The 13,238-nt window shown below is 56.7% G+C and carries 10 protein-coding genes; 9 read left to right on the forward strand and 1 reads right to left on the reverse strand.

The window, feature by feature from the left end:
• The first annotated feature begins 69 nt into the window (after positions 1 to 69).
• The 3 genes from zwf (at position 70) to fsa (ending at position 4,363) form a co-directional block, all read left to right on the forward strand.
• Entirely contained in the window at positions 70 to 1,620 is a 1,551-nt protein-coding gene (gene zwf, locus AC0YNX_RS24415; RefSeq protein WP_475818302.1) for a glucose-6-phosphate dehydrogenase, read from the forward strand.
• The gene (tkt, locus tag AC0YNX_RS24420; RefSeq protein ID WP_475818303.1) at positions 1,598 to 3,592 is read left to right on the forward strand and encodes a transketolase; all 1,995 of its coding nucleotides are present in this window, start codon (positions 1,598 to 1,600) and stop codon (positions 3,590 to 3,592) included. The genes zwf and tkt overlap by 23 nt, the downstream gene beginning before the upstream one ends.
• Before the next feature lie 105 nt (positions 3,593 to 3,697).
• Positions 3,698 to 4,363: a fructose-6-phosphate aldolase gene (gene fsa, locus AC0YNX_RS24425; protein ID WP_475818304.1), complete on the forward strand. Its 666-nt coding sequence runs from the start codon at positions 3,698 to 3,700 to the stop codon at positions 4,361 to 4,363.
• 1,040 nt (positions 4,364 to 5,403) lie between these two features.
• On the opposite strand, the gene AC0YNX_RS24430 is transcribed toward fsa, so the two are convergent.
• A complete protein-coding gene (locus AC0YNX_RS24430) occupies positions 5,404 to 6,294 on the reverse strand; it encodes an ankyrin repeat domain-containing protein (protein WP_475818305.1) in 891 nt (296 codons plus the stop codon).
• A 149-nt stretch (positions 6,295 to 6,443) separates the two neighbouring features.
• Between AC0YNX_RS24430 and AC0YNX_RS24435 the strand changes: the two genes are divergently transcribed.
• The 6 genes from AC0YNX_RS24435 (at position 6,444) to AC0YNX_RS24460 (ending at position 13,180) form a co-directional block, all read left to right on the forward strand.
• On the forward strand, positions 6,444 to 7,628 hold the full coding sequence (locus AC0YNX_RS24435; RefSeq protein ID WP_475818306.1) for an acyl-CoA dehydrogenase family protein: 1,185 nt from the start codon (positions 6,444 to 6,446) through the stop codon (positions 7,626 to 7,628).
• Complete coding sequence (locus AC0YNX_RS24440; protein WP_475818307.1) at positions 7,621 to 8,832, forward strand: acetyl-CoA C-acetyltransferase; 1,212 nt, start codon at positions 7,621 to 7,623, stop codon at positions 8,830 to 8,832. Before AC0YNX_RS24435 ends, AC0YNX_RS24440 begins: the two co-directional genes overlap by 8 nt.
• Before the next feature lie 62 nt (positions 8,833 to 8,894).
• Entirely contained in the window at positions 8,895 to 9,755 is an 861-nt protein-coding gene (locus tag AC0YNX_RS24445) for a 3-hydroxybutyryl-CoA dehydrogenase (protein ID WP_475818308.1), read from the forward strand.
• A gap of 9 nt (positions 9,756 to 9,764) precedes the next feature.
• Positions 9,765 to 10,898: an acyl-CoA dehydrogenase family protein gene (locus tag AC0YNX_RS24450; protein ID WP_475818309.1), complete on the forward strand. Its 1,134-nt coding sequence runs from the start codon at positions 9,765 to 9,767 to the stop codon at positions 10,896 to 10,898.
• 89 nt (positions 10,899 to 10,987) lie between these two features.
• Positions 10,988 to 11,896 (forward strand): methylisocitrate lyase, encoded by a 909-nt coding sequence (prpB, locus tag AC0YNX_RS24455; RefSeq protein WP_475818310.1) that lies wholly within the window; start codon positions 10,988 to 10,990, stop codon positions 11,894 to 11,896.
• Between the two features lie 3 nt (positions 11,897 to 11,899).
• Entirely contained in the window at positions 11,900 to 13,180 is a 1,281-nt protein-coding gene (locus tag AC0YNX_RS24460; RefSeq protein ID WP_475818311.1) for a citrate/2-methylcitrate synthase, read from the forward strand.
• Positions 13,181 to 13,238: the final 58 nt, after the last annotated feature.

Raw genomic sequence — 13,238 nt, forward strand, 5'->3', positions numbered from 1 at the left:
GCAAACATCGGCCAGCAATCAGTGAGCCGGCCTGACAGCTGCATGGCATAGGAAGGAGAACGATTACTCATGGAATCAATGACACTTATTCTGTTCGGCGCGACAGGTGATTTGGCGAAGCGCAAAATCTACCCGGCGCTCTACAATTTATATATCGATGGTAAGCTGCCGTCGTCTTTTTCCGTATTCGGACTTGGACGAAGAGAGCTGACGGATGAAACGTTCCAAGCGAACGTGGAGCAATCGCTTCGCACCTTCTCCAGAAGAGAACCAGGCGACGAGGCAGTCGTGCAAAATTTCATAAGCGCGTTCCGATATAGTGTGCTCAACATCGACCGCGAGGAAGATTACACGAAGCTGCTGCGCCGTGTTGAAGAACGTGAGGCGGCGCTACAAGCTGCGCCGAATCGTATGTTCTACCTATCCGTTGGACCGGAGTTCTTCGAGACGATCGCGGCGAATATTCAGTCGAGCGGGCTTGGCGGCGCTGACGGCTGGAAGCGTCTGATTATCGAGAAGCCATTCGGCCACGACCTCCAATCGGCGAGAGAGCTGAATGAGAAGCTGAGCAATGCTTTTGCCGAGCAGGAGATATTCCGCATCGACCATTATTTGGGCAAGCCGATGGTTCAGAAATTAGAATATTTGCAGCGCTCGAATCCAGTTATTGAGGCACTCTGGACCAATCGCCACATTGCGAATGTGCAAATTACCGCGAATGAGACGGTCGGCGTTGAAGAGCGCGCAGGCTATTACGATCATTCGGGTGCAGTTAGAGATATGTTCCAGAATCATATGCTGCAGCTCCTCATGATGCTGGCCATTCATATTCCGAGCAATGGTAGCTCTGAAGTGGTTCGTCTGCGGAAAAAGCAGGTGATGGAAGCGCTCGTGCCGCTGCATAGCGACAACATCGAAGCCTCGATCGTACGAGGCCAATATGCGGCAGGCAACTTGCAAGGCAAACCGTTGGTCGGCTACACATCCGAGCAGGGAATTCCGGAAACGTCGATGAACGATACGTTTATCGCAGCCAAGCTTGAAATCGACGATTATTTCTGGCGAGGCGTTCCGTTCTATATTCGTACCGGCAAAAGAATGCATGAGAAATCGACGCGAATCGTCGTCGAGTTCAAGGAACCGCTGAAGCATCAAGGAACGCAGCAGTCGGAGCAGCTGGAGCCGAATCTGCTGGTCATTGATATTGGTCCTCAAGAAGGCATTACGCTGCAGTTGAATATGAAGGACCCGCGGGAGAAGGGTGCTTTTGAACCGATGAATATCGAATTCCATACAAGCTCCAAAGATGTACCGGAGGCGTATGAGAATTTGATTCACGATGCGATGCTCGGCGATCCGACGTTCTTCGCGCATTGGGATGAAGTGGAGCTGTCCTGGCAATGGGTACAGCCAATCCTCGACGCTTATCAGGCAAACCGCATTCCCCTGCTTCCTTATGCGGCAGGATCTTATGGACCGCGTGCATCCGAGGAGCTGCTCGCCAGAGACGGTCACCGCTGGTGGTTAGATGCAGAATTGGAGCAAGAACAAGAGCAGGAACAATCAAATGAGTTAAAAGAAGGAGAAGGTACAAACTATGCCTACAACACAAACAATTGATCAATTAGCGATTGATACGATCCGGACATTGTCCATCGATGCGATTAACAGCGCGAATTCGGGACATCCGGGATTGCCGATGGGAGCTGCGCCAATGGCGTACACGCTCTTCGCGAATCATCTGAATCATAACCCGGCACATGCCAAATGGTTCAACCGCGACCGTTTCGTTCTATCCGCGGGCCACGGCTCGGCTTTGCTGTACAGCCTCTTGCATCTGACTGGCTACCAAGTGAGCATTGAAGATCTGAAGCAGTTCCGCAAGCTGAACAGCAAGACACCGGGTCATCCGGAGTTCGGACATACAGACGGCGTCGATGCGACAACTGGACCACTTGGTCAAGGTATTGCCAATGCAGTCGGCATGGCGATGGCAGAAGCGCATCTCGCTTCCAAATACAATCAAGACGGCTTCCCGGTCGTTGATCACTATACGTTCGCTCTTGTCGGAGACGGCTGCTTGATGGAGGGTATCTCCTACGAGGCGATGTCGATGGCGGGTCATATGAAGCTCGGCAAGCTGGTCGTGCTGTACGATTCCAACGATATTTCGCTCGATGGCGATTTGAACCTCTCGTTCGGCGAGCAAATGCAGCACCGCGCGGCTTCCGCGAACTGGCAGTACCTGCGCGTTGAAGATGGCAACGACATCGAGGCGATCGGCGCGGCAATCGCAGCGGCGAAGCAGCATGACTCGCAGCCGACTTTGATCGAGGTTCGTACTGTCATCGGCTACGGCAGCAAAAATGCAGGTACGCACAAGGTGCACGGTAATCCACTCGGCAAAGAAGAAGCTGTAGCTACCAAAGCGGTATATGGCTGGAACTATGAAGAAGAGTTCACGGTGCCAAGCGAAGTTCGCACGCACTTCAATGGGCTGAAGGAGCAAGGCGCGGCTAAGGAAGCGGCGTGGAATAGCCTGGTCTCGGCGTATACAGCTCAGCATCCTGCCCTTGGTAAGGAGCTTGCATCTGTCATTGACGGTTCGGTTACGATCGACGCTGCGGACATCCTGACATTTGATTCATCGAAACAAGTTTCGACTCGTGTTGCGAGCGGCAACGCGATTAACCACTATGTGAAGCTCGTACCTTCGATCTTCGGCGGCAGCGCGGATCTTTCGCACTCGACGATGACAGATATTAACGGCGAGAAGAAGTTCGCAGTGGAATCTTATGCAGGACGCAATGTTTACTTCGGCGTTCGTGAGCATGCGATGGGCGCGGCAGGCAACGGTATGGCGCTGCATGGCGGCGTCAAACCTTTTGTCAGCACATTCTTCGTATTCAGCGACTACTTGCGTCCGTCGATTCGTCTGGCAGCATTGCAAAAGCTTCCTGTCACGTATGTGTTCACGCATGACTCCATCGCCGTTGGCGAAGACGGACCAACGCATGAGCCGGTTGAGCATCTCGCAGCACTACGCACAATTCCGGGTCTTACAGTAATCCGTCCGACGGATGCGAATGAGACTGCAAGCGCATGGGCATATTCATTGCAGCAGCAAGATGGACCGGTCGCTCTCGTGCTGAGCAGACAGAACCTGCCGGTATATGAATCGACAAGAGGAAACATCGACGCGGTGTCCAAAGGCGCTTACGTACTGACGGAAACGAACGCGAATCCGGATGTGATTCTGATCGGAACAGGCTCCGAAGTATCGCTGGCGGTTGGTGCGAAGGCTGAGCTTGAGAAGTCCGGCGTCTCCGTACGCGTCGTTGCGATGCCGAGCCGCGAGCTGTTCGAGCGTCAATCTGCAAGCTACAAAGAGTCGGTGCTTCCTTCTGCGGTGACGAAGCGGGTTGCGATTGAAGCAGGTATTTCGCTTGGTTGGGATCGTTATGTAGGACCGAGCGGTACAGTGCTGTCGATTGATACATTCGGCGCATCCGGTCCAGGCGGAGAAGTGTTGGAGTACTTCGGCTTCTCAGTAGATAATGTAGTTCGACTGGCAAATCAATTGTTGGGTTAATTGTACGAGTGAGCAGATAAATTCGACAATGTTAAGCGTAAACGGCTGTCGTCGTCCTTTCAGCAAATGTGAAAAAAATAAATCGTAAGCGGAGGTAAGATTGCGATGAAATTTTTTATAGATACTGCGAATTTGGAAGACATTAAGAAGGCGTATAGAGTCGGGGTATTGTCCGGCGTAACGACGAACCCGTCCCTGGTTGCGAAGGAAGGCGTGAAGTTCGAGGATCGGATCGCGGAGATTTTGCGTGAAGTGCCTGAGGTTGAATCCGTGTCGGCTGAAGTAACGCCTGACGCGCTGACGGCAGAAGAGATGATCGCACAAGCGAATGAGCTAATCAAGATTAACAACTACGATAAGAACATCACGATCAAGCTGCCGATGACGCTTGCTGGTCTTGAGGCTTGCCGTTACCTGAGCAAGAAAGGCGTTAAGACGAATGTCACGCTCATCTTCACCGTGAACCAAGCGCTCTTGGCGGCTCGCGCCGGTGCGACTTATGTCTCTCCGTTCCTTGGACGTCTGGACGACATTTCGGAAGATGGCGTTCAATTAGTTGCCAAAGTGGCTGAGCTGTTCCGCACGCATAACTTGGAAGCTCAGATCATCGCTGCATCCGTTCGCCACCCTGACCACGTTACTCGCGTGGCGATGGCCGGCGCGCACATTGCGACGATTCCATTCTCGGTCATCGAGCAAATCTCCAAGCATCCTCTAACGGATCAAGGCATGGAGAAGTTCGCTGCGGATTGGAAGAAAGCAGTACAGTAATTGACCGGCGGATTGCCGATATAGGAAGACCTCCTGAACCCTGAACTGGGTTCAGGAGGTCTTTTTTTTATTGTTTGGTTTAGGTGGAGGAAGGTGGATTGTCCTGCAGATGTACATTGTTACCGCCAAACTTTCATATTAGGTTTGAAAACTAGCTAGTGTTTGCTTCGGTTCAGTGGGACTCGGACAAAGAGGTCCACTAGACCAGCTACATTCAGCGAAGAAATGCCGAAGAGGTCCAGCAGACTAGCTACATTGAGCGAAAGTTATTCGGAGAAATTGGAAGAGGTCCACTAGACCAGCTACATTGGCCGAAAGTTACTCCAAAACGCCGAAGAGTTCCAGCAAACCAGCTACATTGGCCGAAAGTTACTCAGAAACACCGAAGAGCAGCAAACCAGCTACATTCATGGAAAGTTGCTCAAAAACGTCGAAGAGGTCCAGCAGACCAGCTACATTCATGGAATGTTACTCAGAAACGCCGAAGAGGTCCAGTAAACCAGCTACATTGTTTCGATTCGACCCGTATTAAGCGACCGGAATCAAGCAAAGAGTGGTACGAAGTACCACTCATGGGCGGAAATTGCCCGGAATCAAGCAAAGAGTGGTACGAGGTAGCACTCATGGGCGGAAATTGCCCGGAAATAAGCAAAGAGTGGTACGAGGTACCACACATGAGCGGAATTTGGCCGGAATCAAGCGAAGAGTGGTACTAGGTACCACACATGAGCGAAATTTGGCCGGAATCAAGCAAAGAGTGGTACGAGGTACCACACATGAGTGGAAATTGCCCGGAATCCAGCAAAGAGTGGTATGAGGTACCACACATGAGTGGAATTTGGCCGGAATCAAGCAAAGAGTGATATGAGGTACCGCACATGAGCGGAATTTGGCCGGAATCAAGCAAAGAGTGGTACGAGGTACCACACATGAGTGGAAATTGCCCGGTAATAAGCGAAGAGTGGTACGAGGTACCACTCTGACCCAGAAAGGACTAGTTATCAGGAAGAGAAGCACTTGATGCTCCTCTTTCTTAAATTTTATCCCCCGAGCCGCTTCAGCAGCGCTTCGGCCTCTGCCCGCTTGAAGTAATTCGCCCAGCCATCGGGCGTGGCGTTATACCGGCGGTCGCGCTTGCCGAGGTCTGCGCCGCGGCTATGCAGAATCTCCACCAGCGCGACATTGCCTGACGCTGCTGCCCAGTGCAGCGCGGCTCCGCCGGTCTCATCGAAGCCGCGCGGGACCGCGTTCACGTCCGCGCCGCGATCGAGCAAGTACGCAACGGCTTCCACGCTGCCGCCGATGCAAGCGTAAATGAGCGCCTGCTGCAGCAGCTCATTCGCCACAGGCTCGCCGGTCATCGGCGTATTGACCGGCTCCCGGTGCACGCCGGCGCTCGCAAGCAGCTGGCCGTCTTCGCCGAAGAAGCCAGGCAGCAAATCAACGCGCCCTACGGCGGCAGCCAGCTCAAGGTCGAGCGCTGCGCCGCGAGCGAGCAGCAGATCGCGCACCTTCGTGTTGCCATACCAGATCGCCTGAGCCAGCGGCCGACGGTCGTCGTTCAATCCATTAATGGATGCGCCAGTATCCAGCAGCAGCGACGCCATTGCCACATCGTCATTGCTCGCGGCCCATTGAAGCCCGGTTTCGCCTCGCTCGAGGTCAATCGCGCGAGCGTTCACATCCGCGCCTGCCGCAAGCAGAGCCTGTCCAATCTCCAGCTGGCGCGGATAATGGCCGGGCCAATCGCAAAGATGATGCAGCAGCGTGCGTCCTTGCTTGGAGCGCGCCTCCGCAAGCGCTGGATGCTCCCGCAGCAGCTCCTCCAATCGCTCCACCTCGCCAGCTTTTACCGCCCGGCAAGCCTCACGGAAAGCACCTGATAATGCTTCATCCCGCGCTTCGAAATCAACCTCTCGTGCAACGCTCATACACCCGAACAACTCCGTTCCTCGAATTGTCAAAACAAGCAGCTTTATCCCCACTCTATCATGAATCCGCTCCGGCGAAAATACGATGTAATAAGCACCCATAGTGAAGCAGCGCTCTGTCTTTAGCCGAAGAGGGAGGAGCGTACAAGATGGATTTTCAGCTTACAGAGGAACAGCTCATGATTCGCGAAATGGCGGCCCGTTTTGCAGAAAATGAAATTGCTCGTGCGGCAAGCAGTCTGGATGAAGCGGAATTGTTCGATCGACAATCATTTCAAACGATGGCGGAGCTCGGATTTGCAGGCTTGCCTTGGCCCGAGGCTGTAGGCGGCGCAGGAGGCGGCTTCGTAAGCTTCGTGCTTGTGCTGGAGGAGCTATCCCGTGTCAGCGCGTCGCTCGGAGCGGCATTATGGGCGCATGTTTATTTGGCGGCTTGGCCGCTCTATACGTATGGCAGCGGGGAGACGAAGCGGAGCTACCTGAAGGCGCTGATTGAAGGCAATCGCATTGGTTCAGGCGTCCTTCCGGGAACGGTATCCGGAAGCACCTCGCTGCGAGTCGGCGTAGCGGCACAGGCGCAAGTGGAAGTGGAGGCGGATGAGGAAGGCTATGTGCTCGACGGTGTGCAAAAATATGTCCTCGGCGGTACAACAGCCGACTTCTTCATCATCTATGCGGAGACAGGGCAGAGCAAGGCGGGCAGAAGGAAGCACTACAGTGCGTTTGTCGTGGACAGAGATTGCCCAGGCCTCGTTATCCAGCCGGTCACGAAGAAGCTGGGACTTCGCTCGGCAGGTATGGCGCATCTCAAGTTCACGCAGAGCCGCATCCCGAAGCGGCAGCGGATCGGACGCGAGGGGCAGGGCAGCGCGATCGCAAGGCAAGCGGCGGCAAGCGTTCGTTATGGGCTCGCGGCAGTTGCGGCAGGCATAGCGCAAGGAGCGGCGGATGCGGCGCTCGCGTATGCGATGGAGCGGACGCAGTTCGGCAAGCCGATTGCGAAGCATCAGGCGGTTGCTTTTATGCTTGCGGATATGCGGACGGCGGCGGACGCTTCGCGGCTGCTCGTGTATCAAGCGGCACATGGAGAGGACGCCGAAGGTGCTGCAGATGAAAGAAAGTCGGTACTGGCGCTTGCTTTTGCAGCGGATGCGGCCGTGACGTCGACGATTCAAGCTGTGCAAGTATTCGGCGGCTACGGGTATATGAAGGAGTTTGCGGTGGAGCGGTACATGCGAGATGCCAAAGCCGTGCAAATCTGCAAGGGGCTCGAGCTTGCCGTGCCGAAGCTGCCGCGCAGGAAGGGGGGACGCCATCGCCATGCCAATGGCTGAGCTTGTAATTGCCGGAGGGGCGCGTACCGCCTTCGGCAAGTTTGGCGGAGCATTAAAGGGAATGAGGGCAGTCCAGCTTGGAGGTATCGCGATCCAAGGGGCGCTGCAGAAGAGCGGAGTCCAGCCGCAGTCGGTGGACGAAGTGTTAATGGGCATGGCGGTTCAAGCGGGAGCGGGGCAGAATCCGGCGCGGCAAGCGGCGGATTACGGCGGCATTCCGCTTGCTGTGCCTGCGGAGACAATCAATAAAGTGTGCGCTTCCGGCATGCGGAGCGTGACGCTCGCTTCACAGATTATTGCCGCAGGAGATGCGGAGCTGATCGTTGCCGGCGGCATGGAAAGCATGAGCAGCGTGCCATATGCCTTGCCGGATGCACGCTTCGGCCTTCGCATGGGCGACAACAAAGTGATGGATTTGCTGCAGCGGGACGGTCTGCGCTGTGCCTTCGCCGATATGCATATGGGCGATTATGCGGATACGATTGCTGCTGATTACGGTATTACAAGACTCGAGCAGGACGAGTGGGCACTGCGCAGCCATGAACGCGCGGTGCAGGCGGGCATGCAGGGGATATTCCTCCCGGAGATCATTCCGGTCCCGTTGTCATCTGGCACACCGGCTCAGACGAAGAGTCACGTATTCGCCATTGATACCGACGAAGCGCCGCGCGGAGATACAAGCGCGCAGAAGCTGGCCGCGCTCGCTCCGGTGTTCAAAGGCGGCAGCTCCGGCACGATAACCGCCGGTAACGCCCCAGGGCTGAACGACGGAGCGGCTGCGCTCGTCGTCGCTTCGAAGGAGAGAGCGCTGCGGGACGGTTTATCCGTCCATGCGGAGCTGCTCGGGCATGCGGCGGTCAGCGTGGAGCCGCGCAATTACCCAATTGCGCCTGCATTCGCAGTGCAGAAGCTGTTGGCGAAGCAGGGGCTGGCGCTAGGCGCAATTGACCTCTTCGAGATTAACGAAGCGTTCGCCGTCGTTGTGCTGGCTTGCAGCAAGCTGCTCGGTCTCGAACCGGACAAAGTGAACGTGCATGGCGGCGCTATTGCACTCGGTCATCCGGTCGGCGCAAGCGGCGCGCGTATTATACTGACGCTCATTAACAGCTTGGAGCGCCGAGGCGGCGGTCTTGGCATCGCGGCGATATGCAGCGGCGGCGGTCAAGGAGACGCGGTGCTGGTACGAGTAGGAGGCAGCAGCTGAGCTGTTGTTCATCGCACTCGGCACACTTGCCATAAACGCGCTTCAGGAGGTGAACGAGTTTAGTGATCATTAATCATATCGCCGTTATTGGCACGGGTCAGATGGGTAGTGGAATTGCACAAGTTGCAGCGCAAGCAGGCTGTCAGGTGCGGCTATACGATGCCGAACCGGGGCGGATAACAAGGTCGCTGGCAGGCATCGAGAAGCAGCTTGCCAGCGGAACCGCCAAAGGCAAGTGGACGCAGGAGCTGGCGGAGCAAGCGCTCGTTCGTATTGTCGCGGCTGGCAGCTTAGAAGAAGCTGCCGGAGGCGTTGACCTCGTCATCGAGGCGATCATTGAGAGCATGCCCGCGAAGAAGGCGCTGCTTGCGGAGCTGGATGGCCTTGTTGCGGCGCACACGATACTTGCGAGCAATACGTCCTCGCTGCCGGTCACGGAGCTGGCTTCGGTGACGAGCCGGCCGGAGCGTGTCATCGGGATGCATTTTATGAACCCGGTGCCTGTCATGAAGCTCGTCGAAGTGATTCGCGGATTGCGTACCTCGGATGCTACCTATGCTTCGGTGGCGGAGCTAGCAGAGCGGATGGGGAAGACGGCGCTGGAAGTGCGTGATTTTCCCGGCTTCGTGTCCAATCGCATTCTGATGCCAATGATTAACGAGGCGATCTACACGTTGTACGAAGGTGTTGCATCCATCGAAGCAATCGACGGCGTCATGCGGTTCGGGATGAACCATCCGATGGGACCGCTGGCGCTTGCGGATCTGATCGGGCTCGATACATGCCTTGCGATTATGGAGACGCTGCATGACGGCTTCGGCGATTCGAAGTACCGACCGTGCCCGTTGCTGCGCAGCTATGTACATGCCGGATGGCTGGGACGCAAGAGCGGACGGGGATTTTATGCCTATGAAGGGGGATGACTTCTTCTTGTGAAGCTGCAATTTACGAAGGATCAGGAGCTGCTGCGGAGCAGCGTGAGGACGTTCGCGGCAAACGCTGTTGCCTCGGCGGTTCCTGCTATGGAGGAACACGACACATTTCCGAGGGCGATTATCGATGAGATGGGGCGCCTTGGATTTATGGGTATACCGATTGCGCAGCAATACGGCGGCCGCGGTCTTACGCTGACCTCGTATATATTGGCGATTGAGGAGCTGTCACGCGTAAGCGCGGCAGTCGGTGTCATACTGTCGGTGCATACGTCAGTCGGGACGCTGCCGATTGTGTATCACGGCACCGATGAGCAGAAGCAGAGGTATTTGCCGAAGCTGGCTAGCGGCGAGTGGCTCGGCGCCTTTGCGTTAACAGAGCCGCATGCAGGCTCGGATGCGTCCACGATCCGAACGGCTGCCGTTCGGGATTCGGATACGTATGTGCTGTCCGGTTCAAAGCTGTTCATTACGAATGGCGGCGAAGCGGACAATTACATTTTGTTCGCTGCGGTGCAGGATGGTTATACGGGCAATCGCGGCGGCATTACCGCGTTTCTCGTGGATAAGAGCACACCGGGCTTTCGCGTCGGCAAGAAAGAGAAGAAGATGGGGCTCCACGGCTCCAATACATGCGAGCTCATTCTTGAAGAAGCGATCGTGCCCGCGTCAAGACGGCTTGGGCAGGAAGGGCAAGGCTTCGCCATTGCCAAGTCCGCCTTGAACGGCGGGCGGATTGGCATCGGCGCGCAAGCGCTCGGCATTGCGCGGGGAGCGCTAGAGCTTGCCGAGCAGCAGGCGACGGCGATGCCTGCGCGGCAGCGGAGCAGAGCCGCGTCCGAGCTTCGCGACATGGCGGGGCAGGTTGAGGCTGCCGCGCTGCTCGTCTATCGCGCGGCAGCTCTGCACGAGCGGGGCATCCGCTGCACGAAGGAGGCTTCGATGGCGAAGATGTTCGCTAGCGACACCGCCATGAGCATCGCGACCAAGACGCTGCAGTGGTGCGGAGCCAGCGGGCTTGCCGATGAGCTGCCAGCGGAGCGGTACTTCCGCGACGCGAAGGTGACGCAAATCTACGAGGGAACGAACGAGATTCATCGCATGGTCATTTCAGGCGAGCTGCTGCGCGGCTGAAGCTGGGCTTTGAGGTTGAAGCCTTCAGCCAAAGCCCTCAGCAAGAAGCTGCGAGCAACAGCTCGCTCACGAGAGGAGTGAAGCCGGCTATGGGGATGGGGAATCGAGACTCGCCGGGCCGACGGTTCCGCGAGGCGCTGCAGCAGGAGAAGCCGCTGCAAATCGCCGGCGCGATCAACGCCTATTCGGCGATACTTGCGCAATCGGCTGGGTTTCGCGCGCTCTATGTATCGGGGGCGGGGGTGGCGAATGCCTCCTTCGGCCTGCCCGATCTTGGCATCACGACGCAGGGGGACGTGCTGGAGGATGTACGGCGCATTAGCGCGGCGGTTGATCTGCCGCTGCTCGTTGATGCGGATACTGGCTTCGGCTCGGCATTCAATATCGCCCGGACGGTGCGGGAGATGATTCGCGCCGGTGCTGCGGGTATCCATATTGAAGATCAGGTCGCCGCCAAGCGCTGCGGGCATCGGCCGAACAAAGCGATCGTGAGCACGGCAGAGATGTCGGATCGCATCAAGGCAGCGGCGGACGCGAAGAGCGATACGGATTTTGTGCTGATGGCGCGCACGGATGCGCTCGCTTCGGAAGGGATGGAAGGGGCAGTTGCAAGAGCGCTCGCTTATGTTGAATCGGGGGCGGATATGATTTTTCTCGAGGCGGCCGGCAGCTTGGCAGATTATGCAGCCTTCATCTCGCAAGTGAATGTGCCGGTGCTCGCGAACATTACCGAGTTCGGGAAGACACCGCTGTTCACGGTGGAAGAGCTTGCTGGCGCAGGCGTATCCATGGTGCTCTATCCGCTCTCGGCCTTCCGGGCGATGAATGCGGCAGCGCTGAAGGTTTATACCGCGCTTCGGACGCAAGGAACGCAGGCAAGCGTGCTTGGCGATATGCAGACGAGAGAGGAGCTGTACCGGTACTTAGGCTACTACGAGTATGAGCGTAAGCTGGATGCGCTGTTCGCGCAAGTTGACGAGCCGGATGAGGGGGAGTGAACGATGGCTGTGAAGAAGCCCGGAGGCTTGGCTGGCATTGAGGCAGGTTCCACAGCAATCAGTACCGTTGGAAAAGACGGCCGAGGCTTAACGTACCGCGGCTACTCAATTGAAGATTTGGCAGAGCACGGCAGCTTCGAGGAGACGGCGTATCTGCTCATTCATGGCAAGTTGCCAAATGTTGATGAGCTTGCGGGCTACCGGCGTAAGCTGGCGGTCGCAAGCGTCTTGCCGGAGACGCTGAAGCGCATACTGGAGCTGCTTCCACCGGATGCGCATCCGATGGAGGTGCTGCAGGTCGGCTGCACCTCGCTTGGCACCATGGAACCTGAGACCGATGCACGAACGGCTGCCGATCTCGCGGACCGGCTCATTGCACTCACAGGTCCGATGCTGCTGCATTGGTATCATTATCACCGTGGAACGCTGGGGAACGCCGCTGTCCCAGCCGATTCTCGGCAAGAAGCAGCAGCGGAGAAGCCAGCGGCTCTCGTCATTACGGCAGATACCGCCGAAGATGACCCTCAAGCCGTTGAGGTGCAGCAGCAGCAAGCTGACGCATCGCTATCCGTGCCTTCCTCTCCCGAATCACAAGACTACGACTTCAACAATTACAGCGTTGCCGGTCATTTCCTTTATCTGCTGCATGGTCGCGACGCCGAGCTCGCAGCGATTCGCGTCTTCGACGTATCGCTTGTTCTCTATGCCGAGCATGAGTTCAATGCATCGACGTTCGCGGCACGAGTAACCGCTTCGACACTTTCGAACTACCATTCGTGCATCGCGACAGGCATCGGTACGCTGCGCGGCAACCTGCATGGCGGCGCGAACGAAGCGGTGATGGAGCTGATCACCTCCTTCGAGACGCCGGAAGAAGCAGAGGCCGGCACGCGTTCGCGGCTTGCAGCGAAGCAGCTCATTATGGGCTTCGGCCACCGCGTGTACACCGTGTCTGATCCGCGTTCCGACATTATTAAGAAATGGTCGGAGACGCTCTCGCTCTGGGCGCAGGACGGTCAGCTATACGCGATTTCCGAAGCGATTGAAGGCGTGATGCGGCAGGAGAAAGGGCTGTTCCCGAACCTTGATTTCTACAGCGCTTCCGCGTATCACTTCATGGGTGTCCCCACGCCGATGTTTACGCCGATCTTCGTCATCTCCCGCATAACGGGCTGGACCGCCCATGTTATCGAACAGCGGCTTAATAACCGTCTTATTCGTCCGTCGGCGGCGTATGTCGGACCTGATAACCAGCCGTGGTCCGATGTGCATGTGCGATTTTAGATAAAGAATCGAGGTGCTCTTCGTGGGACACGGACATGGAACAGGTCATAGCGGGGAC

It is taken from the genome of Paenibacillus sp. J31R98, from assembly GCF_056269245.1.